Annotated in this window: 22 protein-coding genes; 13 read left to right on the forward strand and 9 right to left on the reverse strand. The window is 70.0% G+C overall.

The genetic code is table 11. The features are described from left to right. Window positions 1–70 precede the first annotated feature (70 nt). On the reverse strand, window positions 71–733 hold the full coding sequence (locus ACG02S_RS18705; protein WP_394471999.1) for a response regulator transcription factor: 663 nt from the start codon (window positions 731–733) through the stop codon (window positions 71–73). Between the two features lie 87 nt (window positions 734–820). On the opposite strand from ACG02S_RS18705, the gene ACG02S_RS18710 reads away from it, so the two are divergent. From ACG02S_RS18710 to ACG02S_RS18725, 4 genes are all read left to right on the forward strand, one after another. Continuing rightward, window positions 821–1,507 carry a chitinase gene (locus ACG02S_RS18710; protein ID WP_394472000.1) on the forward strand — a complete coding sequence of 229 codons (687 nt, stop codon included), beginning with the start codon at window positions 821–823 and terminating at the stop codon, window positions 1,505–1,507. Window positions 1,508–1,548: 41 nt separating this feature from the next. Next, entirely contained in the window at window positions 1,549–4,350 is a 2,802-nt protein-coding gene (locus ACG02S_RS18715) for a TonB-dependent receptor (protein WP_394472001.1), read from the forward strand. Between the two features lie 119 nt (window positions 4,351–4,469). After that, the gene (locus ACG02S_RS18720; protein WP_394472002.1) at window positions 4,470–5,600 is read left to right on the forward strand and encodes a DUF5009 domain-containing protein; all 1,131 of its coding nucleotides are present in this window, start codon (window positions 4,470–4,472) and stop codon (window positions 5,598–5,600) included. Beyond that, complete coding sequence (locus tag ACG02S_RS18725) at window positions 5,600–6,712, forward strand: lactonase family protein (RefSeq protein ID WP_394472003.1); 1,113 nt, start codon at window positions 5,600–5,602, stop codon at window positions 6,710–6,712. The genes ACG02S_RS18720 and ACG02S_RS18725 overlap by 1 nt, the downstream gene beginning before the upstream one ends. A gap of 59 nt (window positions 6,713–6,771) precedes the next feature. On the opposite strand, the gene ACG02S_RS18730 is transcribed toward ACG02S_RS18725, so the two are convergent. The 5 genes from ACG02S_RS18730 to ACG02S_RS18750 are packed head-to-tail and all read right to left on the reverse strand — an operon-like array spanning window position 6,772 to window position 13,838. Then, window positions 6,772–7,491 carry a class I SAM-dependent methyltransferase gene (locus tag ACG02S_RS18730; RefSeq protein WP_394472004.1) on the reverse strand — a complete coding sequence of 240 codons (720 nt, stop codon included), beginning with the start codon at window positions 7,489–7,491 and terminating at the stop codon, window positions 6,772–6,774. Then, window positions 7,469–10,555: an efflux RND transporter permease subunit gene (locus ACG02S_RS18735; protein WP_394472005.1), complete on the reverse strand. Its 3,087-nt coding sequence runs from the start codon at window positions 10,553–10,555 to the stop codon at window positions 7,469–7,471. The genes ACG02S_RS18730 and ACG02S_RS18735 overlap by 23 nt, the downstream gene beginning before the upstream one ends. 9 nt (window positions 10,556–10,564) lie before the next feature. Further along, window positions 10,565–11,674: an efflux RND transporter periplasmic adaptor subunit gene (locus ACG02S_RS18740; protein WP_394472006.1), complete on the reverse strand. Its 1,110-nt coding sequence runs from the start codon at window positions 11,672–11,674 to the stop codon at window positions 10,565–10,567. Between the two features lie 14 nt (window positions 11,675–11,688). Further along, complete coding sequence (locus tag ACG02S_RS18745) at window positions 11,689–13,086, reverse strand: TolC family protein (protein ID WP_394472007.1); 1,398 nt, start codon at window positions 13,084–13,086, stop codon at window positions 11,689–11,691. Further along, window positions 13,083–13,838 (reverse strand): TetR/AcrR family transcriptional regulator, encoded by a 756-nt coding sequence (locus ACG02S_RS18750; protein ID WP_394472008.1) that lies wholly within the window; start codon window positions 13,836–13,838, stop codon window positions 13,083–13,085. Before ACG02S_RS18750 ends, ACG02S_RS18745 begins: the two co-directional genes overlap by 4 nt. A 132-nt stretch (window positions 13,839–13,970) precedes the next feature. On the opposite strand from ACG02S_RS18750, the gene ACG02S_RS18755 reads away from it, so the two are divergent. From ACG02S_RS18755 to ACG02S_RS18765, 3 genes are all read left to right on the forward strand, one after another. Next, the gene (locus tag ACG02S_RS18755; RefSeq protein WP_394472009.1) at window positions 13,971–14,435 is read left to right on the forward strand and encodes a CreA family protein; all 465 of its coding nucleotides are present in this window, start codon (window positions 13,971–13,973) and stop codon (window positions 14,433–14,435) included. Further along, a complete protein-coding gene (locus ACG02S_RS18760; RefSeq protein ID WP_394472010.1) occupies window positions 14,432–15,595 on the forward strand; it encodes a GGDEF domain-containing protein in 1,164 nt (387 codons plus the stop codon). Before ACG02S_RS18755 ends, ACG02S_RS18760 begins: the two co-directional genes overlap by 4 nt. A 148-nt stretch (window positions 15,596–15,743) precedes the next feature. Continuing rightward, window positions 15,744–15,938 (forward strand): hypothetical protein, encoded by a 195-nt coding sequence (locus ACG02S_RS18765; RefSeq protein ID WP_394472011.1) that lies wholly within the window; start codon window positions 15,744–15,746, stop codon window positions 15,936–15,938. An 84-nt stretch (window positions 15,939–16,022) separates the two neighbouring features. On the opposite strand, the gene ACG02S_RS18770 is transcribed toward ACG02S_RS18765, so the two are convergent. Then, entirely contained in the window at window positions 16,023–16,673 is a 651-nt protein-coding gene (locus ACG02S_RS18770; RefSeq protein WP_394472012.1) for a response regulator, read from the reverse strand. A 187-nt stretch (window positions 16,674–16,860) separates the two neighbouring features. On the opposite strand from ACG02S_RS18770, the gene ACG02S_RS18775 reads away from it, so the two are divergent. From ACG02S_RS18775 to ACG02S_RS18790, 4 genes are all read left to right on the forward strand, one after another. Next, entirely contained in the window at window positions 16,861–17,187 is a 327-nt protein-coding gene (locus ACG02S_RS18775) for a BON domain-containing protein (RefSeq protein WP_394472013.1), read from the forward strand. Between the two features lie 114 nt (window positions 17,188–17,301). Next, complete coding sequence (locus ACG02S_RS18780; RefSeq protein ID WP_394472014.1) at window positions 17,302–17,712, forward strand: response regulator transcription factor; 411 nt, start codon at window positions 17,302–17,304, stop codon at window positions 17,710–17,712. Further along, window positions 17,678–19,123 carry a CHASE3 domain-containing protein gene (locus ACG02S_RS18785; protein WP_394472015.1) on the forward strand — a complete coding sequence of 482 codons (1,446 nt, stop codon included), beginning with the start codon at window positions 17,678–17,680 and terminating at the stop codon, window positions 19,121–19,123. The genes ACG02S_RS18780 and ACG02S_RS18785 overlap by 35 nt, the downstream gene beginning before the upstream one ends. 102 nt (window positions 19,124–19,225) lie before the next feature. Next, complete coding sequence (locus ACG02S_RS18790; protein ID WP_394472016.1) at window positions 19,226–19,546, forward strand: hypothetical protein; 321 nt, start codon at window positions 19,226–19,228, stop codon at window positions 19,544–19,546. On the opposite strand, the gene ACG02S_RS18795 is transcribed toward ACG02S_RS18790, so the two are convergent. Continuing rightward, on the reverse strand, window positions 19,543–22,071 hold the full coding sequence (locus ACG02S_RS18795) for an EAL domain-containing protein (protein ID WP_394472017.1): 2,529 nt from the start codon (window positions 22,069–22,071) through the stop codon (window positions 19,543–19,545). The two genes, ACG02S_RS18790 and ACG02S_RS18795, sit on opposite strands and share 4 nt — an antisense overlap. A gap of 183 nt (window positions 22,072–22,254) precedes the next feature. On the opposite strand from ACG02S_RS18795, the gene ACG02S_RS18800 reads away from it, so the two are divergent. Continuing rightward, window positions 22,255–22,740, forward strand: a complete 486-nt coding sequence (locus ACG02S_RS18800) for a hypothetical protein (protein WP_394472018.1) — start codon at window positions 22,255–22,257, stop codon at window positions 22,738–22,740. Window positions 22,741–22,753: 13 nt separating this feature from the next. On the opposite strand, the gene ACG02S_RS18805 is transcribed toward ACG02S_RS18800, so the two are convergent. After that, on the reverse strand, window positions 22,754–24,004 hold the full coding sequence (locus ACG02S_RS18805) for a PQQ-dependent sugar dehydrogenase (protein WP_394472019.1): 1,251 nt from the start codon (window positions 24,002–24,004) through the stop codon (window positions 22,754–22,756). Window positions 24,005–24,194: 190 nt separating this feature from the next. Here ACG02S_RS18805 and ACG02S_RS18810 point away from each other — a divergent pair, with 190 nt between their 5' ends. Then, on the forward strand, window positions 24,195–26,000 hold the full coding sequence (locus tag ACG02S_RS18810; protein WP_394472020.1) for a DUF1800 domain-containing protein: 1,806 nt from the start codon (window positions 24,195–24,197) through the stop codon (window positions 25,998–26,000). The last annotated feature ends 6 nt before the right edge of the window (window positions 26,001–26,006 follow it).

Raw genomic sequence — 26,006 nt, forward strand, 5'->3', positions numbered from 1 at the left:
CGGCTCAATGCCGCAAGCATCGCCGTCCCCTCGGTGGACCGGCCGAGGTACTCCTTGGACGAGGGCCTCATCATCCCCGCTCGACGAGGTAGCCCACGCCGCGCACGGTGCGGATGTAGCCCTCGCCGATCTTGCGGCGCAGATTGGAGATGTGCACGTCCAGGCTGCGCCCGTCCATCTGGCAGGGCGCGCGGTTCTCCAGCTGGCGGCGCGTGACGACGCGGTCGGGCAGCTTGATCAGCGTCAGCAGCAGCGTGAACTCGGTGCGCGACAGCGCCACGCGCTCGGCGCCACGGCGCACTTCCATGCGCGGCTCATCCAGCACGAGGTCGCGCAGTTGCCACTCGGCGGGCTGATCGGCCGCCTCCTCGCCCTGCGAGCGGCGCACGACCGCACGCAGCCGCGCCAGCAGCTCGGGCCCGGCGAAGGGCTTGACGAGGTAGTCGTCGGCGCCGCCGTCCAGGCCGTCCAGCCGGTCCTCGATAGCATCGCGCGCGGTGATGACGATCAGCGGCAGCTTGCGATGGTGACGGCGCAAGCTGCGCAGCAGCTCCATGCCGTCGCCGTCGGGCAGACCCAGGTCCATCACCACCGCGTCGAAACCGCCCTCGGCGATCCACAGCCGCGCGTCGGCGATGCGCCGCAGCCACATCACGTCATGGTCGGCGTTCTGCAGCAGGGCCTGCAGCGAGCGGCCCAGTTCCAGATCGTCTTCGAGCAGACAGATGCGCATGGCGCGGACTTTAGTGACATTCGCGTTAAGGCGGCCTTAACAAGCCGTTGAAGCAGCACATAGGCGGCCGGGCAGACAGTCGCGGCCATGATCCGAGCCCTTGCCTCTCTGGCCCTGCTGCTGGCGCTGACCGCCACCGCGGGTACTCCGTTCCTGCCCAGCCGGGCGCAGTTCGACACGCTGTTCCCGGAGCGCATCGCGTTCTACACCTACGAAGGTTTCGCCGAGGCCGTGCGCCAGACGCCGGGCTTTGCCGATTGGGGCAGCGACACGCAGCGCCGCCAGGAGATGGCGGCCTTCCTGGGCCAGATCGCGCACGAGAGCGATCAGCTGCGCGCGCAGCGCGAATACAAGCGCGAGAACTGGCACAAGTACTGCCGCAACGACGCCCGCCTGGGCTGCGCTGCCGGCCAGCAGTACTACGGACGCGGCCCCATCCAGTTGAGCTGGAACTACCAATACAAGGCCGCGGGCGACTTCCTGGGGCTGGACCTGTGGAGCGACCCCGACCGCGTCGCGCGCGACTCCACGGTGGCCTGGCGCACGGCGCTCTGGTACTGGATGACGCAGCCCGGCGAGTCATCCCAACCCTCGCACGCGGCGATCCGCAGCGGCGCCGGCTTTGGCGCCACCACGCGCGCCATCAACGGCCCGCTGGAATGTGACAAGCCGACCGACCCCGACGCCAAGCGCAAGAACGCGCGCCGCGCCGACTTCTACAAGCACGCCAGCGATTTGTTCGGTGTGCCCCTGCTGCACCCGCTCGGGTGCTGACCCTGCCCCTGCTCGCCCTGTAACCCCGGAGAAAGAGAATCATGAGGAAGCATTCAAGCCCCCGCCCGACGGCCATCGCAGCCGCCGCCATGTTGCTGACCGCGCTGCCCGCGCTGGCGCAGGAGGCCCAGAAGAAGACTGAAACCCTTGATGCCGTCGTCGTCACTGGCATCCGCGCCAGCATGGAGAAGTCCCTGCAGACCAAGCGCAATGCCGACGCCATCGTCGACGTCATCACCGCTGAAGACGTGGGCAAGCTGCCCGCCACCAACGTCGCCGAGGCGCTGACCACCATCCCTGGTGTCACCATCGACAAGGCCTTCGGCCAGGGTGAGAAGGTGTCTATCCTAGGCACCGACCCGGCGCTGAACCGCACGCTGATCAATGGCCAGACGATCGCCTCGGCCGACTGGTTCATCGCCGACCAGCCCGGCCGCACCTTCAACTACTCGCTGCTGGCCCCGCAGCTGATCAATAGGGTCGAGGTCTACAAGTCGCCCGAGGCCTGGATCGACGAAGGCTCCATCGGCGGCACGGTGAACATCTCCACCCGCAAGCCGCTGGACCAGAAGGCCTTCACGCTGGCGGCTTCGGTCGGCTATCTCTACAACGACCGCATCGGCACGGGCAAGCCCACGCTGGCGGGCCTGGTCGGCTGGCGCAACGAGGCCAAGACCTTCGGTCTCATCTTCTCGGCGCAGCGCTCGGAAGAAGGCATCCGCCGCGATGGCATCGAGTCGTACGGCACCGTCAAGGGCAGCGACTACATCAACGGCAGCGGCGGTGGCGGCTCCATCAACAACCTGCCGACCGACTGGTCTGTCGCGCCCAACCCGGACGGCAGCCAGCCGAAGAAGCCGGCCTCCTGCGTCGGCAGCTGCGCCACCACGCTGCTGGCCAACCCGAACGCCGTCGGCCCCAACTCCATCAGCGCGCACTACTTCGAGCAGACGCGCAAGCGCGACACGATGTCGCTGTCGCTGCAGGCCCGCGCCAACGACAAGCTCGACTTCGAGTTCAACGCGCTGAACGTGAAGGCCGGCTACGACAACCGCAGCCACTCGATGTTCGCCTTCCAGGGCAATGCCTACAACGGCCTCATGAAGATGACCGACCTGACCGTGGACGGTGGCGTCATCACCAAGGGCACGTTCAAGAACGCGCTGATGGTTTATGACCTGATCGACCGCAAGGCGACGGTGGACACCCAGTCCTACGACCTCAAGGGCAACTACAAGGACGACCGCTGGTTCGCGGCGTTCCACGTCGGCGCCTCCAAGGCCACCGGCGGCACCAAGCTGCAGGTCTACGGCGAGTTCCTGAACTGGTCCGACTACCGCTACGACATCAGCAGCGGCACGCCCCAGCTGAGCATCACCGGCGTGAACCCGCTGAAGGAGCCGAGCGCCTTCCAGATCGACGGCGGCTGGGGCTCCGACCCCACCAAGCAGGCCACCTGGAATACCGGCTGGGGCGGCAACATCGTCTTCAAGCCGACGGTGGACAAGGAGGAGTTCATGCAGGTGGACGGCGGGCTGAAGTTCGACGGCCCCATCTACCAGGTGCGCTTTGGCATCAAGCACCGCGAGCACAACACCACGCAGACGATGGGCGGCGTCTCGCTGGCCTCGGTGAGTACCTACGGCGACGCCCGGGCCAGCCAGTTCTCGCCCAAGCCGCTGCCGGGCAACTATCTCAGCGGCTTCGGCAACGTCGGCGACCTGAGCAACCGCTACACCATCGACGGTGAAGCGCTGGCCGGCTACATCACCAGCGGCAAATGGCTGGCTCCGTGGCAGACCATGCCACAGCCCGCCACGTTCAACGATCCCTCCTTCGTCGCCAACACCTGGTCGGTCAGGGAAGTCGTCGATGCCGCCTACCTGCAAGCCGACTACGCCATCGACGCGCTGCGCGGCAACTTCGGCGTGCGTGTCGTGGACACCACCTCCAGCAGCGGCGGCTGGGCCTGCACGGTGTCCACGGGCCAGGCCTGCCCGGCCGACAAGTACGTGGCGACGATCGTGCAGAAGAACTACAAGAACATCCTGCCCAACCTGAACATCGCCTACGAATTGAGCGGCAACCTGGTGCTGCGCGCCTCGGCCGCCAAGGTCATGTCGCGGCCGAACTATGGCGACATGTCCAGCTACCTGTGGATCGGCGACCAGACCAAGACAGGCGGCGGTGGCAACCCCGACCTCAAGCCCTACAAGTCCACCAACCTGGACTTCTCGGCCGAGTGGTACTTCGCCAAGAACGCGATCCTGGCCGGCACGATCTTCAACAAGAAGGTCACCGACTACGTGCTCGTCACCACGCAGCCGGAAGTGCACTACAACCAGTTCGAGCGCCAGAACACGACCTACGCCGTCTCGCGCCCGAACAACGCCGGCAGCGCCACCATCAAGGGCGCGAGCCTGGCCTTCCAGGCCAACATCGGCTGGGGCTTCGGCGCGCTGACCACATACACATTCTCGGACGCCACATCAGCCCAAGCCGGCTCGCACCTGCCGTTCAACTCCAAGCACCAATACAGCCTCAGCCCGTTCTACGAAAGCGACCGCTTCAGCGCCCGCGTGACGTACACCTACCGCTCCAAGTACTACACGCAGGCCGACCGCGGCAACTTCCTGGTCACCGACGGCAGCAAGGATCTGGCCGCCAGCGTCAACGTGAAGCTGACCGATCGCCTCAGCCTGGGCCTGGACGCGATGAACCTGCTGGACAGCGAGTACCGCAACTACGCGGACGTGACCGGCGTCGCCAACACCGAGTTGCTGACCCGCGGCATCTATCGCACCGGCAAGCGTTACCAGGCGGTGCTGCGGTACAGCTATTGACCCCCTGTCAGTCTTGGCCCGCAAGACGGGCCGACAACGTTCCTTGTGGTGGCAGTCTGCTGCCTCACTTTCGGGCGGCGCGTCGCGGGCCGCCCATTTTTGCTTTGTAATCGCGGCCCATGACTGACAGCGCCACCGCCCCCCGCGAAACCGCCATCGACCTGCTGCGCGGCCTCACCGTCGCCGTGATGATCCTCGTCAACGAATGGGCCAGCGTGGCGGGGCTGCCAAGCTGGCTGAAGCACGCGCCGGGGGACGCGGACGCGATGACGGGGGTGGACATGGTGTTCCCGGCCTTCCTGTTCATCGTGGGCCTGTCGCTGCCGCTGGCGCTGCAGGCGCGGCTGGAACAGGCCGGCCGCCACGGCGCGCTGCGCACCGCGGCCGAACGCACGGCGGCACTTATCGTGACCGGGCTGTTCATGGTCAACGCTGAGATGGCGCCCGCGGGCTTCAACGCGTCGGGCTGGCTGCTGGCGGCGTTCGGCGGCGTCTTCCTCGTCTGGGGCAGCATCAGCGGCGGACCCGCTCTGCCCTGGCCGATGCGACTGGCCGGCCTGGCGCTGCTGGGTGGGCTGGCCGTGGTCTATCCCGGCGGCATGAGCGTGCACTGGTGGGGCATCCTGGGCCTCATCGGCTGGGCCTACGGGTTGGTGGCCCTGCTGTTCCTGCAGACGCCGCAGAACAGCCGGCTGATCGCGGTGCTGGCCGCGCTGCCGCTGTGCGTGGCCTGGTACGCGCTCGCTGCACCCCATGTCGGCGGCGGGGCGCACGCCACGCATGCGCTGCTGGTGCTGGCCGGCATGGGCACCTCGCGGCTGCTGCACGACCCCCAGCACCGTGTGGCGCCCGACCGCGCCGCGCGTGTCGCGCTGCTGACCGCGTTCATGCTGCTGGCCGTCGGCTTCAGCCTGCGTGCGCACTGGCCGCTGTCCAAGATTCAGGCAACGCCCAGCTGGGGCCTGGTCTGTGCAGGCGCCACGCTGCTGGTCTACCTGTTCGTGCAGCCACTGGCCCGCACGTCGCTGGGTCGCGGGGCACTGCGCCTGCTGGGCGACGCCGCCCGTCACCCCTTGCTGGCCTATCTGCTGCCCTTTGTCATCGGCGCCATGCTCGCTCTGGCGGGCTGGCAATGGCCCGCCGCGCTCGGCGCGGGCTGGCCGGGGCTGCTGCGCGGCGTCCTCATGCTCGCCGTGGTGCTGCTGCTGCTGAAACTGCTGCTGCGCCTGGGCCTTCGCCTCAAGCTGTGATGCAACGCCGCCACCTGCTGCAACTCGCCACCTCCTCCGCGCTGATGCCCTCCGCCATGGCCTCGTCTACCCCCTGCCACCTGCACGTGGGCAGCTATGCGCCGCAAGGCCAGGGCATCTACCGCTTCGCCATCAGCGCCGATGGCGACCTCAAGCCGCTGGGCGTCACCGCCGACGCCGGTAGCCCCAGCTGGCTGGTGGCGCACGCGGGCCGCGTCTATGCCGCCGAGGAAGGCGCCGACCACATCGCCGTCTACACACCCGACAGCGGCGGTGCACTGCGCCTGCTGCACCGCGAGCCCAGTGGAGGCAAGGGCCCGGTGCACCTGTCCGTCGGCGCGGGGCGGGTGTGGGTGGCGCACTACGGTGATTCGCGCTTTGCCGCGCTGCCGGTGCAGGCGGAAGGTGGACTCGGCACCGCGGTCACCTGGCGCAGCTGCGACGCCGATTGCAGCCCCGGCCCGACGAAGCCGTTGAAGGCACCGCCCGGCAGCCAGGCCAGCAGCGGCCATGAGGCGCCGCATGCGCACGCCATCCAACTGAGCCCCGACGGCCGCTGGATCGTCGGCACCGACCTGGGCCGCGACAGGTTGCTGGTGTGGCCATTGACCGATGCGGCACCGAAGACGTTGGTGCACGAGCTGGTGCTGAGCGCCGGCTCGGGTCCGCGCCATTTCGTCTTCCATCCGCAGGACGCGGGTCTCGTCTACGTGCTGCAGGAAGAGTCGTCCACACTGTCCACCGTCGCGCTGACGGCCGGCGGGCCGCAGTTGCTGGACGAGATCAGCGTGCTGCCAGCGGGTTTTGAAGGCACGAGTTACGCGTCCGACCTGCTGGTGGCGCCGGGCGGGCGGCACCTGTATGCGCTGGGGCGGCTGCACGACAGCATCGGCGTTCTGTCGCTGGACAAGCCGCGAGCGCCTCGGCTGCTGGACCATCACTGGGTGCACGGCAATTACCCGCGCAGTGCGTGCATCGCCGGTTCCTGGATGTATGTGTGCAACCAGCGCAGCGATCAGCTCAGCCACTTCGATGTCAGCCGGCCGGAGGCGCCGAGGTTCACGGGCAGGCAGACGGGGGTGCCGAGTCCGGCGGGGGCTTGCTGGCTGTAGCGCCGACAGACAGGTCGGGTTGCGTTTGCAAAGCAGGCGCCTGCCCGCCAAGGCCAACTTCAACCCCGCTGCGAGACCCAGCCGTGGATCAGCCCTGCCTGGAAGAACTGCACCGGCGGCTCGAAGCCACCCGCTGCGATCATTGAAGCGATCTCGGTCGGCGGCAACACGCCGACGTCGTGGGCATAAGCGTGCCGCATGCGCGCCATGGCCTCCGGCGACACGTCGGCCGCCGCCATCATCCGCACCCACGCCGCCATCAGCACGTCGTACGCCGGTGAGCGCACATCCGATGCCAGGTCAGAGCTGGCCAGCAGCCCACCCCGCTTCAACCGATCCGCAATGCCACGGAAGAACGCGACACGCGCCGGTCGGTCCAGGATGAACTGAGATACCAGGAAACACGTCGCCGCGTCATGAGCCGCCCTCCCCGGCAGCGACGCCAGATAGCCCTCGTGAAACTCGCAGCGCGCTGCGAACCCGCCCTCCTCCGCGCGCCGCCGGCACTGGTCCAGCATCGCCGCCGACGGCTCCACGGCCGTGAAGCGCCAACCCGGGTTCTTCAGCGCCAGGTGCGCCAGCTCAGCACCCGTTCCCAGCCCGACACACAACACCCGCGCATCCGCCGGCAACGCCGCGAACTGCGAGTCCAGCAACAGGTGCAGGCAATGTCGGATCGGCGCCGTCCTGGCCCACTGCTTGTCGTAGCTGGTCGCCTGCTGGTCGAACAGGGCCTTGATCTGGTCCTGGTCCACGTCAGCCCCCCACCGCAACTTCATCGCGACGCCAGCGCCTCGGCGTCAGCTTGCGGATCATGTCATCCACCAGCGTGAACAGCACCGGGATCACCAGCAGACTCAGGAAGGTGCTGGTGATCAGCCCGCCGATGACGACGATGGCCATCGGCGCGCGGAACGACGGATCCGTGCCGAAGCCCAGCGCGATGGGCAGCATGCCGGCGCCCATGGCCAGCGTCGTCATGACGATGGGCCGCGCGCGCTTGTGGCAGGCGTCAAGCAGCGCCTCCATGCGCGTCATGCCGTGCTCGCGCTCGGCCATGATGGCGTACTCCACCAGCAGGATGGAGTTCTTCGTCGCGATGCCCATCAGCATGATCATGCCAATCATGGCCGGCATGGACAGGTCGGTACCTGTCACGAACAGCGCCAGGATTGCCCCCGGAATGGACAGCACCAGCGCGCCCAGGATGGTGACCGGCTGCACCCACGCGTGGAACAGCAGCACCAGCACGATGTAGATGCAGGCCACGCCCGTGCCCATCGCCAGCAGGAAGCTGGCGCTCAGCTCGGCGAAGGCCTCGGCGTCGCCGATCTCGGTCTTGATGATGCCGGGCGGCAGGTTGGTGAGCGTGGGCAGCGCGGCCACGCGCTGCTGCACGTCGCCGAGCGCCTGGCCGTTCAGCTCGATCTCGAAGTTGACGTTGCGGGCACGGTTGTAGCGGTCGATCTGCGCCGGGCCAGTGCCCAGCGAGATGTCGGCCACCTGCTCCAGCGGCACGGGGCCGCGCGCGCCCGGCACGCTGAGCTGGCCCAGCAGCGCGGCATCGCTGCGTGCGGCCTCGGGCAGCTTCACGACGATGGGCACCTGGCGCTGGGCGAGATTGAGCTTGGGCAGCAGCTGGTCGTAGTCGCCGGCCGTGGCGATGCGCAGCGTCTCGGCGATGGCCGCGGTGCTGACGCCCAGGTCGGCGGCGCGCGCCGAGTCGGGCTTCACGATCAGCTCGGGCCGCTGCAGCGCCGAGCTGCTGGTGACCTGGCCGATGCCGCTCAAGGCGCGCAACTCGCGCTCCACCTTGGCCGCATGCGCCTGCAGCGCGTCACCGTCTTCGCCGGCCAGCACCAGCACGTACTTCTCGCTGGAGCCGCCGAAAGCCACCGTGAATCGCGCGCCCGGAATGCCTTCCACCGCGGCGCGCAGCTCGCGCTCGATGTCCTGCTTGCTGGTGCCCTTGCGCTCGCCGCGCGGCGTCAGGTTCAGCGTCAGCGTGGCCTTGCGGGCCTCGGCGGCACCGCCCACCGCGAACGGGTCCGAGCCCGCCGCGCCGCCGCCAATGGCCGTGTAGACCATCTTCACGTGCGGGTGCTTGGCCACCGAATCGCGCGCGGCGACAGCCACCTTCAGCGTGTCGGCATAGGTGCTGCCCGGCTCCAGCTGGATGGACACCTGCGTCTGGCTGAGGTCGTCTGGCGGGATGAAGGCACCAGCGATCTTGCCGGCGAACAGCGGCGCGCAGCTGGCCACCGCGAACGCGGCGGTGATGGCCAGCGTCTTGCCGCGGTGCTTCAGGCACCAGCGCGTCAGCTGCAGGTAGCGCGCCATCCAGAACGGCTCGCCGTGGTCCTTGGCCGGCTTCTTCAGGATGTAGGCCGCCATCATGGGCGTGAGCAGCCGCGCGACCACCAGGCTGAAGAACACGGCGATGGCCGCCGTCCAGCCGAACTGCACGAAGAACTTGCCCGGCACGCCGGCCATGAAGGCCGTCGGCAGGAACACCGCGATCAGCGTGAAGGTCGTCGCGATGACGGCCAGGCCGATCTCGTCCGCCGCCTCGCGCGCCGCGTCGATGGGCGACTTGCCCGCCGTCAGGTGGCGCATGATGTTCTCGATCTCGACGATGGCGTCGTCCACCAGGATGCCGATGACCAGCGACAGAGACAGCAGCGTGATGACGTTGAGCGTGAAGCCCATCCAGTGCATGACGGCGAAGGTCGGGATGGCCGACAGCGGCAGCGCGACCGCGCTGACGAAGGTGGCGCGCCAGTCGCGCAAAAAGGCCCACACCACCAACACCGCGAGGAAGGCACCTTCCAGCAGCAACGACATGCTGCCGTCAAAGTTCTCGATGACCGGGTCCACAAAGTTGAATGCCTCTGTGACGGTGATGTCGGTGTGCGCAGCCTTCAACTCCTCGATGGCCGCACGCACGCCCTCAGCCACATCCACCTCGCCAGCACCGCGGGTGCGTGTGATCTCGAAGCCGACGACCGGCTGGCCGTTCAGCAACGCGCCGGAGCGCTGTTCGGCCGTCGTGTCGCTGACCGTGGCGACCTGGTCCAGCCGCACATGGCGGCCGTCGGACAGCAGGATCTCCAGCGCGGCCAGCTCCTGCGCGTTGCCCACCGTGGCGATGGTGCGCACGCTCTGCTCGGCGCCGCCCAGGTTGGCACGACCGCCCGGGGCCTCCTGCTGCGTCTGACGCAGCTGACGCGACACGTCGGCGGCACTGGCGTTCAGCGCCAGCAGCCGCGCCGGGTCCAGCTCCACGCGCACCTCGCGCGACACACCGCCCACACGCGCCACCGAGCCCACGCCACGCACGGCCAGCATGCGCTTGGTGACCTGGTTGTCGATGAACCAAGACAGCGCCTCGTCGTCCATGCCCTGGGACGAGACCGTGTAGGTCAGGATGGGCGCACCGCTGAGATTCATCTTCGTGATGACCGGATCACGCAGGTCGGCGGGCAGGTCGGCCCTCACGCCCTGCACGGCGCTGCGCACATCGTCCAGCGCCTCCTGCGCGGGCTTCTCCAGGCGGAACTCGGCCGTGATGGTGGCCGTGCCGTCCTGCACCTTGGTGTAGAGGTTCTTCAGGCCCTGCACGGTCGCAATGGCGTTCTCGACCTTGCGTGCAACCTCGGTCTCCATCTGCGCCGGCGCGGTTCCGGGCAGGCTGGTGGTGACCATGATGGTGGGCAGCTCGATGTCGGGGAACTGCTGCACCTTCATCGCGCGAAAGCCCAGCAGGCCCGCCGCCGTCAGCATGATGAACAGCAGGATGGCGGGGATGGGCTGGCGTATCGCCCAGGCAGAAAAATTGAACATGCTGTCCTCTTACTTGGCCGCGGTGACTTTGACGGTGTCACCGTCGGCCAGGAAGCCCACACCCTGCTGCACGACGGCCTCACCAGCCTTCAGGCCCGCGCGGATCTCGACGCGGTCGCCCTGGCGGCGGCCGGCCTCCACCTTGAGCTGGCGCACCTTGGTGCCCTCGATGCGGAACACGTAGGCGAAGCCGTCGCGCAGCAGCAGCGCGCCCTGCGGCAGCGTCAGCACCGGCGCCTCTCCCAGCACGAACTCGCCACGCGCGAACATGCCCGCGCGCGCCGCACCTGCGGCCGGCACGTCCACCAGCACGCGGCCCATGCGCGTGGCGGGGTCCACGGTGGGTGCCACCAGGCGCACCTTGCCGTCCACGGCCGCGCCCCCGGCCGGCGTGATGCGCGCCTTCTGGCCCGGCGACAGCGCGGCCAGATCGGCACCCGGCACCTCGGCACGCCACTCCAGGCGGCCGTCTCGGATCAGCGTGAACAGCGTCTGGCCCGGCTGCGGCAACGCGCCTTCGACGGCCTCCTTGGTGGCGATGACGCCATCGGCCGGTGCCACCACGCGCGTGAACGACAGCCGCAGCTCGTCGGCCTTCACACGCGCCTGCGCCGCAGCCACGCGGGCCCGTGCCGTCGCGTCGGCGGCCGTCGCCTGGTCCACCTGCTGCGCGCTGACGGCCTCGGTGCCGGCCAGGCTCCTCAGCCGCGCCGCGTTGGCGGCTGCGTCCTGCGCGGCGGCCTGTGCCTCCAGCAGCGCCGCCTTGCTGGCGGCCAGCTCGGCGCTCAGGCTGCTGGACGCGAGTTGCGCCAGCAACTGCCCTTTCTTGACGCGTTGGCCAATGTCCACGGCCACCGTCTCGATGCGCTGGCCGCTGGCCTCGGTGCCCACCTGCACCTCGCGCCACGCGGCCAGGCTGCCGTTGGCGGACAGTGTGCGGGGCCAGGTCTCGCTGCGCGGCTGCACGGCAGCCACGGTCAGCGCCGGCTTGGGCGCCGTGGCCTTGTCAGCCGCATCGGCAGCGTCGGCGGGTTGCAGCGCCAACAGCAGTGCGGCGGCGAGCATCGCCAGCAGCATGGTGCTGGCGACGATGGGGAGGGACGGCTTCTTGATCTTCATGGGGTCGTCGTTTCTCAAATCTTGTTCGCGGTCCAGCCACCACCCAGGGCGCGGACGAGTTGCAGGTAGGCGGCGGTCTGCTCGCGGGCGCCATCCAGCGCGGCGCTGGCGGCCACCACGGCATTGCGCTCATCCCGGGCCAACGCCTGGCCGCTGATGAGGCCGGCGCGGGCCTGGGCCTGGCTGGCGTCGGCGATGCGCCGCCAGTGGCCGCGCGTGATCTCGGCCTCGCGGCGGCTGGCGGTAGCGGCCTGCCAGCGCAGCAACGCCTGCTCCACCTCGGCCACCGCGCCGCGCCACTGCGCCTCCAGACCCGCACGGGCCTCGTCTTCCTGGGCGCGTGCGCCGGCCGTCGCCGCGGAGCGGCCACCGCCGTCGAACAGCGGCAGCGTCAGCGTAGGCGCCAGGTTCCAGATCGAGCCCGTCAGATTCGCACCGTCCACCTGCCAGCGGCCACGGCCCACCAGCGCCGAGAAGCTCAGCTGCGGCGCGCGCTCGGCGATGGCCTGGCCGTGTGCGTCCAGCGCGGCGGCCTGCCACTGGCGCAACGCGGCGGCCAGGTCGGCGCGGCGCTCCAGCAGTGTGGCGGGCAGCACGTCGACGACCAGCGCCTGCGGCTGCGGCAGCGGCTGGCTGCCCAGCTGCGCCGCGATGGCGGTGGCGTCGTCGGCCACCAGTTGGGCCAGCGTCTGCAGCCAGCTGCCGCGCTGCTCCACCCAGGCCGCCGTGGCGGCTCGGGCATTGGCGGCCAGCGTCTGGCCCAGCGCGGCCTGCGCGGGGCTGAGCGTTCCGGCCTGCGCGGCTTCGCTGTCGGCCCGCGCCAGCCGCCCAGCCAGCGCCTCGTCGGCGCGTGCCAGCGTCAGCTGCGCGTCGGCATGGCGCCACGCGAACAACGCCTGCGCCACCTCCACGGCCAGCGTCTGGCGGGCGTGCGTCAGCGTCAGGCCCGCAGCATCGGCCCGGGCGCCGGCCGCATCGCGCGCGGCACGGGCGCTGCCGAATAGGTCGATCTCCCAGCGCGACTGCACCGTCCAGGTGGCGGCGGTGCTGGGCGTCAGCGGCGGCGCCATCTGGCCGCGGCTGGGCGCCAGCTGCGTCTGCAGGCCTGGGCCCAGCGCGGCCTGGGCCGCCTGGCGCTGCGACTGCGCCTGGGCCAGCCGCGCGCGGGCCTGGGCGAGTGTTGGGCTCTGCAACCAGGCCTTGTCGACCAGGCCGGGCAGCGCGGGGTCGCCCAGGCTCCGCCACCAGGAAGGCGCGAGGGCCGAACCGGCAGGATCGACTTGCGCCGCCAGCCACGCGGCGGGCAGCCGCGCGGGCGGCTCACTGGCCGGCTGCCGCGGGGTGGCGCAGCCAGCCAGCAGCAGCAGCAGCACGGCGGCAATCGGGAGCGGTCTTGAAAGCAAGCGTGTCATCGGGCGGTCTTCTTGGGTGTTTTCTGGGTCGCGCTGCGGCGGCGCTTCTCGTGCTCGATCAGCACCAGGCCCCAGTCGACGAGGCGCTCGCCGACGGCGTCCAGCGCGCCGGGCGTGTCCAGCCAGCCGGGCGTCATCAGGTCCATCAGCGGGCGGCTCAGGCAGTAGTCGTGCGCCATCGCCTGCAGGCCGTACAGCAGCTGGTTCACGCTGGCGTCAGGCGCGTCCAGGCCCATGTGGCGCGCCAGCACCACGGCCATGCGCTCGTGCACCGGCGCGATCAACTCGCGGAAGACCTGCGAGAACACCGGGCTGGGCCGCTGCATCTCGTTGAGGAACAGCTGCATCAACGCGCGCTCGTCCGGGTGGTCGTCATCGGCCATGAACGGCAGCAGCACGCGCTTGAGCATGTCGCGCAGCGGCAGCGCCGGGTCGTCGAAGCCGGCCAGCTCGGCATTCAGCTGTTCGATGGGATCGGTCAGCACGGCGCGGTACAGGCCGTCCTTGTCGCCAAAGTGGTAGTGGATGGCGCCGGGGTTCAGGCCCGCGGCGGCGCAGATCTCGCGGGTGGTCGTCACGGCGATGCCCTGCTCGGCGAACAGGCGCGTGGCTGCGCTGAGCAGGGCGGCGCGCGCGTCAACGGCGTCCCGCTTGGCGCGGCGGCCGGCGCCCGGCCGGGCCGCGGCGGCCGGGCGTTGGGCAGCCGGCCGTTGGGCGGCGAGGCGTTTGGACGTTTTGCGGGAGGTGGGCATGGGCGCGCACTGTAGCCGGCAATCAAGCGCTTGCTTGATTTCATTAGATTTCGTTTTGTATCGCTGGCGGCAGCCGGTGCTGACGGGCTGGCACCCGGCGCCAGTGCGCTGCGCAGGCCCTAGACTGGGCCGATGAAGCACGCCTCTCTCCTCCTGCTGGTGCTGGCCTCGGCGGCCGGCGCCGAACCCATCGGCGCGGTCGACACCGCCTTCAAGCTGATCGGCCCCGACCACAAGATCGTTGTGGATGCCTACGACGACCCGAAGGTCTCGGGTGTTGCCTGCTACGTGTCGCGCGCCAAGACGGGCGGCATCAAGGGCGCCATCGGGCTGGCGGAGGACAAGGCCGAGGCCTCCATCGCGTGCCGCCAGGTGGGCCCGTTGCAGATCAGCCAGCCGCTGCCGGCGCAGGAGGAGGTGTTCAACGAGCGTATCTCGCTGGTGTTTAAGCGGCTGCGCATCGTCCGCATGGTGGACGTGAAGCGCAACACCCTGGTCTACCTGACCTACTCGGACCGCCTCATCGACGGCTCGCCGCAGAACAGCGTGACGGCGGTGCCAGTGGCGCGCGAGATGCCGATCCCCGTCAAAAAATGACTTTCACCGAAGCGCTGTTCGCATTGATGCCGCTGCAGGCCATGGCCGCGGCGCTGGTGCTGGTCGCGTTCATCGGCGGCCGCAGCGCGCACGCGGGCGGGCGCTGGGCTCAGGGCGCGCTGCTGGTGATGGCCGCCGGCCTGGTGCTGCTGGGCCCGATGTTCGGCGGCCGGCTGGACGCGCCGCTGGGCGCGCAGGTGGTCGGGCTGGCCGCGGTCAGCGCGGGGCTGTCGGCACTGTGGTGGGCGCTGGGCCTGTGGTTCGTGCCGCAGCCCGGCCGCCAGGCCATGGGCGCGGCGCCGCTGCTGATCATGGGCCTGCATGCGCTGCTGTGGAACGACCGCGTGCTGGCGCTGGCGCTGGCCGACGCGGTGCTGGCCGCGCAGCTGGGTTGGCTGGGCACGCTGCTGGCACGCCCCGGTCGCAGCCCCGTGCTGCAAGGCCTGAACGCGCGGCGCTGGCGCTGGCTGGGCCTGGCCGCGGTGCTGCCGCTGCTGGCAGCGCTGGCCTGGCGTGCCGTGGTGTTGGGCCGCACCGGTGCCGACACGGCCCTGCCCGACCTGCTGCTGGGCCTGGCCGGCCAGCTGGCGCTGCTGCTGACGCTGCCCATGCTGCTGCTGGCCTGGCGCAGCCAGACCGAGGCTGAGCTGGCGCGGCTGGCGCAGACCGACGGCATCACCGGGCTGATGGACGCCAGCGCCTTTGACAAGCGCTCCGTGGAGCTGCTGTCGATGGCGCGCCGCTACGACGAGCCGCTGGCGCTGGTGGTCATGGAGCTGGACGACTTCGCGACGCTGCGTGTCGAGCACGGCGCCGAATTCGCCGACCGCGCCCTGGTGCTGTTCTCGGCCTGCGTGCAGGCGCAGATGCGGCTGGGCGATCTGGCCGGGCGGCTGGACGGCGCGCAGTTCGGCGTGCTGATGGCACGTTGCCTCCCCGAGGGCCCGCAGGCGCTGGATCGCCGGCTGCGGGTCGCGCTGGCCGAACGCGCGCAGATGGAGCTAGGCCTGCAGCCGTCATTCAGCGCCGGCTGGGCCCGCCTGCGCCCAGGCGACCGCGGCCTGGCCGACCTTCAGCGCCGCGCCGGTGTGGCGCTGCACGAGGCGACGCGCGCCGGCAAGGGCGTTCTGATGGCCGAGCCGGGGGTCTCGCAAGGGTGAGAGCGGCCGCTCAGGCGGCGCAAGTGAAACCAAACTTTGGTGGCGTGTCAGCCAATTCCGACACGCCGACGCGCCGGACACCGATGCGAATCGGGGCAAGGCTCGCCGATGCTGAGCGACAACAAATCCCAGCACCCGGAGCCCCGACATGGCCGACCTCAGCAGCACTTACGAGTCCACGATGCAGCCCGCTGGCGCCGGGCACCCGCTGTTGACGGCGCTGACGCGCTTCTGGCCCGGCGGCCATGCCAAGCCCGTCGTCGATCCCGTGCTCGGCTACGAGTCTGCTCAGCCGTGGGCACTGGTCGACGTGGAAGAGGACGCCTACCGTCCACCCTACTGATACCTCCCGGCTCACGAACAAAAGCCCCCTCGGCGCACGCCGCGGGGGCTTTTGTTCGTGAGGGCCCCGCAGGGCCTGCCGCGATTACTGAATCAGCCCGTTCTTCAGCGCGTAGTAGGTCAGGTCGCTGTTGGTAGCCAGCTTCAGCTTCTCCAGCACGCGGGTTCGGTAGGTGCTGACGGTCTTCACGCTGAGGAAGAGCGCCTCGGCGATGTGGCCCACGGTCTCGCCCTGCGCCAGCCGCAGGAAGACCTGGAACTCGCGCTCCGACAGCGCCTCGTGCAACGGCTTGTCGGTGGCCCCGCCGGCACCGCTGCCGCCGACCACGCTGTCGGCCAGTTGCTCAGCCACCGCCGGGCTGATGTAGCGCCGGCCCCGCGCCACCAGTCGGATCGCGTTGGCGATCTCGTCCGGGTCGCACTCTTTGTTCAGGTAGCCGCTGGCACCCTGGCGCAACAATGTCGTCGCGTAGTGGGCCTCGGGGAAGCCGCTGAGGATCAGAACGGGCAGTTCCGGGAAGCGGGCCTTGATGGCGGCCAGCGCATCCACGCCGCTCTGGTCGGGCATGGAGATGTCCAACAGCAGGACATCCACGTCGCCCTTGCGGGCCATGTCCAGCGCCTCATGGCCGCTGCTGCCTTCGCCGGTCACGCGAAGGTCCACATGGTCGGACAGGAACTGACGCAGGCCGGTACGCACGATGGCGTGGTCGTCAACGATGCCGATGCGGATCATGGTGTCGCTTTGGTAGAGATGATGATTCAGCGTAACAGCCGGGAGCGACGCTCTCCAGCGGCCGATGTCCTACAAACGTGCCAGCGGTGTCTGACAGAGCCCCAAGCCGCGGGACTATTCCGGCGACCCGCCCCGGCTTCGATAGTTCACTCCAGCGGCTGCGAGCCGCCCAACAAGGAGAAACATCATGAAGAAGCCCGTCCTGTCCCTCGCCCTCGCCACCGCCCTGGTCGCCACGCTGGCCACCACCACCGGCTGCGCCGTGTCCAGCAAGCAGCAGACCGTCGGTTCCTACATTGACGACGCCACGCTGACCACTCGCGTCAAGTCCAAGTTCGCCGCCGACCCGGTCGTCAGCGCTATGGCCATCAGCGTTGAGACGCTGAAGGGCACGGTCCAGCTGTCCGGCTTCGCCAAGAGCGGCGAAGAGCGCGCCACGGCGGAAAAGCTGGCCCGCGAAACCTCGGGCGTTGTTGCCGTGCGCAACGACATCCTGGTCCGTCAGCCTCAGTAAAAAGTCGCGCCATAGGACTATTCCTACAACGTGACGCGTTGCTGGCGCAGCCAGCCCGACGCTGAAGCGGTCCATACTCGAACCCATCGCGCCATGCCGCTGAATCGTCGGGCCATGCCAGCACTCAAAGCCTTCATCGTCGAAGACAGCCCGGTCATCTTGGAGAACCTCGTCGCCACCTTGGAAGAGCTGGCGCAGGTCGAGGTGGTGGGCTCCGTACCCGACGAGGCCGGCGCCGTGCGCTGGATGAGTCGGGATCCCGACGCCAACGCGGATCTCTTCATCGTCGACGTGTTTCTGCGCTCTGGCACCGGGCTGGGCGTGCTGCAGGCCGCCCAGCAACTCGGCGTACGTGCACGCCGCGTGGTGCTGACCAACTACGCCACCGAGGAGATGCGCCGCCGCTGCGCCAGCCTCGGCGCCGAACGCGTGTTCGACAAGAGCCGCGAACTGGACGACCTCATCAGCTACTGCGCCGAACTCGCCGAACATGTCCCTCCCCGCCCCCCTGCCGCAGCGAGCTGAGCGCCTGACGGTGCTGCGTCATCTCGATCCCTTGCTGGAGGGCGCCGCACGCAACCGTGGGCTGGCCGTGGGTTTTGCCGCGCTCGCCGCGGCGGCCGTCATGGGCGTGGGCGAGGCCGCCTTTTCCGGCGCCGATCAAGCGCTGAAGCAATCCCAGGTGCGCCACTCGGCGCGCGACGACAGCCTGCGCCTGCGCGAGCTGCTGACCACCGCCGAAACCGGGCAGCGGGGCTTCTTGCTGACCGGTCGGGACGACTACCTGGCCCCCGTGCAGCAGGCGGAGCGCGAGCTGCCGGCCGTGCTGTCCCGGCTGCGCGGCCAGTACGAAAGCTCGGCCTGGGCGGCGCTGGTCAACGACGCCAGCCTGCGGGCGAACGAGAAGTTGTCTGAGCTGCAGTTGGTCGTCAAGCTGTACCGCGACGGCAATGCGCCGGCCTGGCAGGGGCTGGTCGAATCCGACATCGGCCGCGAGAAGATGCAGGCGGTGCGCGACGCGGTGGCGCAACTGGACCGCCACGAGCTGGACCAGATCGCCCGCGAGCGCGAGGCCGTCTTCAAGTCGCTGACCTACGGCCGCCTGGGCGTGCACGGCCTGACGTTGCTGAGCCTGTTCGGGCTGGCCATCTTCCTGCGCCGCAACGAGGCGCTGCACAAGGCGCGGCGCGAGCATGCCACCGAGCTGGCCAGCGAACGCGACCGGCTGGACCGCGAGGTTGCCCGCCGCACCGCCGAACTCAGCGAGCTGGCCCGCCATCTGCAGACCGTGCGTGAAGACGAGCGCGCCCGCCTGGCGCGCGAACTGCACGACGAACTGGGTGCGCTGCTCACCGCTGCCAAGCTGGACGTCGCTCGCATCCGGCGCATGACCAAGACAGCTGCGCCCGAGATCGACGAGCGGCTCAAGCACATGAGCGAGCTGCTCGACCAGGGCATCGCGCTGAAGCGCCGCATCATCGAAGACTTGCGCCCATCGGCGCTGTCCAACCTGGGCCTGATCCCGGCGCTGGAAATCCTGACCAGCGAGTTCTCGCAGCGCTCCGGCCTGCAGCTCCACCTGGATCTGGCCGAAAGCCCCACCGACGATGCCGACCGCCTGGCCCTGTACCGGCTGGTGCAGGAGGCCCTGACCAATGTGCTGCGCCACGCCAAGGCCCAGCAGGTCCGCGTGACGCTGGGCGAGGCCGACGGCTGGCTGCAACTGCAGATCCGCGATGACGGGCAAGGTTTCGATCCCGAGGCCGTGGGCTCGGGGCATCACGGCCTGCTGGGCATGCGCCACCGCATCGAAAGCCTGGGTGGCACGCTGCAACTGCTGTCCGCGCCGGGTCGTGGCACGCTCGTGCTGGCGCGGCTGCCGCGCCGTGCCAGCCTGGATGCGCCGGACAGCCCCGGCCCCGCCACGATTTCCTGAATTCCTACAGGGCGAGCCTGTGGGCGCCGACAGGCTGCACCAGCGTGCGCAGCCACACTGACAGCGCACCGTGACGCACGGTCGCCCTGCCAGGAGTGCACCATGTCCGCTCAAAACCTCAACAACCACACCCTCACCGGGCCGGTCGTGTCGCACGACTTTTCGCCGCCGTCACGCGGCAGTCGCCGCGCGCAGATGCTGGCGCTGCTGGCCATCACCGCAGCGCTGCTGGGCAGTGCCGCATGGCACGCTGACAGCGCCGACATGCTGAGCGACATGAAGCAATGGCGCACACAGATTGCGCGCGGCCTGCAGGTGTCGTTGCGCGCAGTTGCTGATGGTCGCGACCATCCCGCTAGCGCCCCTTCCGCAGCCGCAACGGCCACCGCCGCAGTCGTCGCGCGCGACGTTCGGCCCCGCTAGAACACCGACACCGCTTCCGCCGCCAGCACGGCGGCAACCGGCTCGGGGCGGTGCAGCAGATAGCCCTGCACCTCGCCCACACCCAACCGCACCAGCTCCAGCAGCACGTCGGGCGTTTCCACGCATTCGGCCACGGTCGTCAACCCCAGCGTGCGGGCCACGTCGACGAAGCTGCGCACGGCCACCTGATCCAGCTTGTCCGTCATCAGCGCCCGAACGAACTGGCCGTCGATCTTCAGCACATCCACCGGCAGCGCCTTCAGGTAGCTGTATGACGACGCGCCAGCGCCGAAATCGTCCAGCGCAATGCGCACGCCCAAAGCGCGCATCTGCGTGATGAAGCGGGCCGCGTCGGCCAGCCGCGTGATGACGGCGGTCTCGGTGATCTCCAGGCACAGCGCCGAGGCGCGCTGTGGCCCCAGCTGTTGCAGCAGCGCGCGCGCTTCCTGGTGGAAGGCGGCGTCCTGCAGCGTCAGCGCGGACACGTTGACGGCCAGCGACGCGATCGGCGGGCCGCTCTCGCGCTGCAGCAGCTCCACCGCCTGGCGCAGCACCCAGCGGTCCAAGCGCGGCGCGATGTGAAAGCGCTCCGCCGCCGGCATGAACGCGCCCGGCAGCACGCGGCTGCCATCGCGCTCGCGCAATCGCAGCAGCAGCTCGCCGCGCAGCCGGCCGTCGTCTTCGGTGCCCTGGGCCGGCAACACGCGCTGCAGGTCCAGCTCGAAACGGTCCTCGTCCAGCGCCTGCTGCAGCCGCGTGGCCCAGCGGTGCTCGCTCTGATGGCTGCGCAGCGCGGCGTCGTCCCGCGCCCAGACCTGCACGCGGTTGCGGCCCTGCTCCTTAGCGATCATGCAGCACGCGTCGGCCTCGCGCAGCGCCGCCTCGGCGTCGGCCCAGCGGTCGTCCAGCGGTGCCACGCCGATGCTGACGCCGATGCGGAAACTCTGCTCGCCCTCCACGTGGCGGTACTGGTCCAGCGCATCGCACAGCTTCTGCGCGACGTGCAGCGCCTCTTCCAGCGAGCAGTTTTCAAGAATGGCGGCGAACTCGTCGCCGCCCAGCCGCGCCACGGTGTCGCGCGCACGCACGCCTGCCTCCAGGCGGCGCGCAACCTGCCTGAGCACCTCGTCCCCCGCGGCGTGGCCGCAGTGGTCGTTGACGAGCTTGAAGCGGTCCAGGTCGAAAGCCAGCACGACGTGATGGCTGCCGTCGCGGCACGCGCGCTCGAAGGTGCGTGCCAGGCGCTGGCCGAACTCGCCGCGGTTGACGAGCCCGGTCAGCCCGTCGTGGCTGGCGCGCCAGCGGATCTCGTCGAACTGGCGGCGCTGCTGCGTCACGTCGCGGAACACCAGCACCGCGCCGAGCACCCGGCCCGCCGCATCGCGGATGGGCGCGACGGAGTCGTCCACGGCCAGCATCTGACCATCGCGCCCCAGCAGTGCCGCATCAGTCTGCAGTTGCGTGGGCTCGCCGCTGTCCAGACACTGGCGCACCGGGTCGGGCAGCCGTTCCTGCCCGTCCTCGCGCCACGCCTGGAACACCTCGTCCGACGGCCGACCGTGGGCCTCCTCGACCGTCCACCCGGTGAGCCGGCGCGCCACTGGGTTCATCCAGCTGACGCGGCCCTCGGCGTCGGTGGTCAGCACCGCGTCGGCGATGGAATGCAGAGTGACCTCCAGCAGTTCGCGCTGCTCGCGCAGCTCGCGCTGCAGGCGGCGCTGCTCGCTGACGTCCAGGCACACGCCCGCCAGCCGCAGCGGCCGGCCGCCGGCGTCGCGCAGCACACGGGCGGACGCGCGCAACACATGCTCGCTGCCATCGGGCCACAGCACGCGCCACTCGCCGGCCAGCTGCGAGCCGCCCTGCAACGCCTCGCGCAGCGCGCGCACGGCGGGGCGGCGGTCGTCGGGGTGCAGGCGGCGGCGCCATCCGCGCGGCTCGATGCGATGGCCGTGCGACGCCTCGCCGTGCAGGCGCCACATGATCTCGTCCCAGGCGAGTTCACGGGCACGCAGATCCAGGTCCCATACGCCGATGCCGCCGCCATGCGTGGCCAGGGCCAGCCGGTCCAGCGTGCGCTCCAGCTCGGCGCGCACGGCGGCCGGCTCGGTGACGTCCAGCATGACGACGCCGATGCGTGGTGCGCTGCCGGCGCCATCCGGACCGCCCACCACGCGCAGCACCCGCTGTCCGCGCGGGCCGGCATCGCAAGGCAGCTCGACGTCCCAGCCCTGGCCTTCGACCGCCGCGCGCTGCAGCGCCGCGTCCAGCATGGCGCTGCCATCGGGACCGAAGCGATGCAGCAGATCCGCCAGCGTGGGCACCCGTCCGGCGGCCAGGCCAAGCAGCTCGCAAGCGGAATCCGACATCACCAACGCCTCGGAATCCGGCTCCCACTCCCAGGCGCCCACACCGGCCAGGCGGCTGCAACGCTCCAGGAAGCGCGCGTTCTGCGCCAGCGCTAGCGCCAGAGCGCCAGCCGGTGCGGCGCGCGCTGACTCCTGGACGGGCGGCAGATCGCTCATGAAAGGTTCCGGTACATCAGCCTGTTAGCTTGCCGCCCGGCCGGCTGGGCCGGCGTCGGAAGGTGAGGGACGCATTTGTAGGACGGCGCCGACACTGAACTTTGTTACGACATGGCGGCCAACCGGACGCCGGCTGGCACGTTCAATATCGGCCTGGCGGAATCGCCACCGGAAAGGATTGCCATGACCACCCACAACCCCAACCGCTACCGCTACCGCCTCTCCCGCTGGCTCGCGCCGCTGCTGGTCGGCATGGCCGCACTGGCCGCCACGGCCGCTGCACGCGCAGCCGACGTCGGCGTCTCCATCGGCTTCAGCCAGCCCGGCATCTACGGCCGTGTAGACATCGGCCGCTACCCGCAGCCCGTGCTGATCGCGCCCCAACCGGTGTACGTAGGCCGTCCGGCCTACCGCGATCCGGTCTACCTGTGGGTACCGCCTGCGCACCGCAGCAACTGGCGCCGCTACTGTGGCAGCTACGGCGCCTGCGGCCATCCGGTCTACTTCGTGGAAGACGGCTGGTACCGCAGCCACGTCGTCGCGCATCGCCCGCCGCCGCACTGGCGTGACCGCCATGACCATCATCACGACCATGACCGCGGTCGCGGCCGGGGCCATGACAAGCACGACCGGCATGACAGACATGACCGGCACGGCCACCGCGATTGAGTGAGCGGGCGCGTCACCGCGCCACCCGCAGCAGCTTGCCGCTGTCGGTGAGCAACAACAGCGCGCCGTCAGGCGCCACGTCGACATCGCGGATGCGCTCGTTCTGCGACGCGAATAGCGCCTCCCGCGACGCGACGGTGTCGCCTGCCAGCGTCAGCCGCCACAGCGCCTGCCCCGCCAGCGCGCCGACGAACAGGTTGCCCTGCCACTCAGGGAACATCGCCCCGGCGTAGAAGGCCATGCCGGCCGGCGCTACCGACGTGGGCACCCAGGTCGTCAGCGGCTCTGCGTAGCGGGGCGCGTGCGTACCCCCGCCGATGGCGCATGCGGTGCCGACCGGGTCGCCGTAGTTGCAGCCATAGCTGACCAGCGGCCAGCCGTAGTTGGCACCGGCGCGGGCGATGTTGATCTCGTCGCCGCCCTGCGAGCCGTGCTCGCTGACCCACAGGTCACCACTCGCCGGATGCAGCGCCGCCCCCTGCGGGTTGCGGTGGCCGATGCTCCACAGTCCCGGCCGGGCGCCGGCGCCGAACGACGGATTGTCGGCCGGCAGGCTGCCGTCGCGGTTCACGCGCACCACCTTGCCCAGCGTCTGCGCCACATCCTGCGCAGGGTTGCCCAGCTGGCGCTCGCCCAGCGTGATGAACAGCGTCTTGTCGCGCGCGAACACCAGCCGCGAACCGTAATGCCCGCCGCCACTGACCTTGGGCGCCTGGCGGAAGATGACGGTCACGTCCTGCAGCGCGGTGCCCACCAGCCGCGCCCGCGCGACGGCGGTTCCGGCCTTGCCGGCTTCGGCGCCGCTGCCGGGCTCGGCATAGCTCAGGTAGATGTGGCCGGTCGTTGCGAAGTCCGGGTCCAGCGCCACATCGAGCAGGCCGCCCTGACCGTTGCTGTCCACCACCGGGGCGCCGCTGACCGGCTGGCTGCTGCCAAGGTTTGCCGCCACGCGCACCAGGCTGCCGCGGCGCTGCGTGACCAGCCAGCTGCCGTCCGGCAGCGGCGCCATGCCCCAGGGGCTATCCAGCCGCACGGCCTGCGCAGTGACCGTGGCCGGCCCAGCCGGAGCGGGCGGTGGCGGGGCCTGCACCGGAACCGGCGCGGGGGCGGGTACTGGCGTGTCACCACCCCCGCCGCCACCGCCGCAGGCAGCCATCCCAACCAGCAAGGCCAGGCCCAGACACACGGCATGGGGACGAGGCGGCGGCTTGAGAGGCGGCATTTGCTGAGACCCGAGGAAGATGACGCGGCCAATATCGCGCATTGCCACCCGCGCCAGGTAAGCAAATCTTGCGTCGCGGCGGGCGGACGGTTGTCACGCCAAAGCTCGCTTCAAGCGGACGCTTGTTGCCATCGGTAAGCGCTAGGCGCCAGTCGCAACCTGCCGTTACGTCAACCTGGGGGGCTCCGCCATCATCCGCTTCCGCCACCGCCAGCCCCACCGGACCTCCACGATGCGCCTGCCCGCCCCCCTGCCTTTCCTGCCCAGGCGTGGCCGCGCCATGTGGCCCGGCCTGCTGGCCTTGCCCGCGGCACTGCTGATCGGCTGTGGCGGCGGCGGCGGGGGCGGCAGCAGTGCCAGCCCCGGCAGCACGCCCACGGCGTCGGACCCGCCCGTCGCGCAGCAACCCACTACTCCAGCCACACCCGCCGCGCCGCCGATGACACAGCGCGATGCCGTGCGGCTCGCGTCGCAGGCCAGCTTCGGCGCGACGGAGGGCCTCGTCACGCAGATGCGCACGCAAAGTGCGGCCAGCTGGGTGCAGGCCCAGCTGCAGCTGCCGCAGACCTCGCGCTACAGCGCCGGTGGCAGCAGCGCCATCCACACCAACACCACGGGCACCGGCTACTGCGACCTGGCCGCGAACAAGGGCGACAACTGCTGGCGCGACGCCTTCTCCAGCCAGCCGCTGATGTGGGACTTCTACCGCAACGCCATCAACCAGCCCGACCAGTTGCGCCAGCGCGTGGCCTTCGCGCTGCAGCAGATCCTGGTCGTCAGCAACCTGGAGGTGGAAGGCACCTACGGCCTGCGCCGCTACCAGAACGCGTTGCTGGACAACGCCTTCGGCAACTACCGCGACGTGTTGCGCCAGGTGGCGCTGAGCCCGGTCATGGGCGACTATCTGAACGGCGTCAACAACGACAAGGCCGCACCGAACGAGAACTTCCCGCGCGAGCTGCTGCAGCTGTTCTCCGTGGGCACCTGCCTGCTGGAGGCCGACGGCAGCCTGAAGGGCGGGCGCTGCCAGGCAACGTACGACAACGCCACCGTGCGCGCCTACGCGTACGCGCTGACCGGCTGGACCTACCCCGCAGGCGGCAAATCCAAGTGGACATGCTCGCCCAAGGGCGCGAACTGCCAGTTCTACGACGGCGAGATGGCCCCGCTGGCGAGCGTGCACGACACGGCCGAGCGCGCGCTGCTGTCGGGCGGCAAGAAGCCCGCCAACAGCACGCCGGCGCAGGCATTGGATGCGGTGCTGGACAGCCTGATGGCCCACCCCAACACGGCCCCCTTCATCGGCCGGCAGCTGATCCAGGCGCTGGTGCGGTCCAACCCATCGCCCGCCTACGTGGGCCGCGTCGCCTCGGCCTTCCAGGCCGGTCGGTTCAGCAAGGACGGCCAGAACTTCGGCGCCGGCCGCGCGGGCGACCTGTCGGCCACGGTGGCCGCCGTGCTGCTGGATGCCGATGCACGCGGCGATGCATCGCCCGGATCATCTGGCGGCCGGCTGCGCGAGCCGGTGCTGATGATGACCGCCGTGCTGCGCGCCCTGAACGGCCGCACCGACGGCGACGCCCTGGGCTGGTGGTGGGGCGAGACGCTGCGCCAGCACGTGTTCCGCTCGCCGTCGGTCTTCAACTTCTACCCGCCCGACTACCCGGTGCCCGGCACGCAGCTGACCGGCGGTGCGTTCGGCATCCACAACGCCAACACGTCGCTGCAGCGGCTGAACTACCTGACCTACCTGATCGACTGGGGCGGCTCGCAACCCGTTGCCAGCGTGCCGAGCGCGGTGGGCACGCAGGTCACGCTGGACGCGTTCGATGCCGAGGCGGCCGACGCCGCCAAGCTGGTCGACCGCCTGTCGCTGCTGGCCCACGGCGAGGTGCTGCCCAGCGGCCCTCGCGCCAAGGTGCTGGAGGCTGTGTCCTGGTGGACCGACAAGACCGACAGCAAGAACTGGCAGCGCAACCGCGTGAAGACGGCGGCCTACCTCATCTTCGCCGCACCTCAGTTCCAAATCGTCCGTTGAGGGGTC

This window comes from Pelomonas dachongensis, from assembly GCF_043555865.1.
Taxonomy (GTDB): Bacteria; Pseudomonadota; Gammaproteobacteria; order Burkholderiales; family Burkholderiaceae_C; genus Pelomonas; species Pelomonas dachongensis.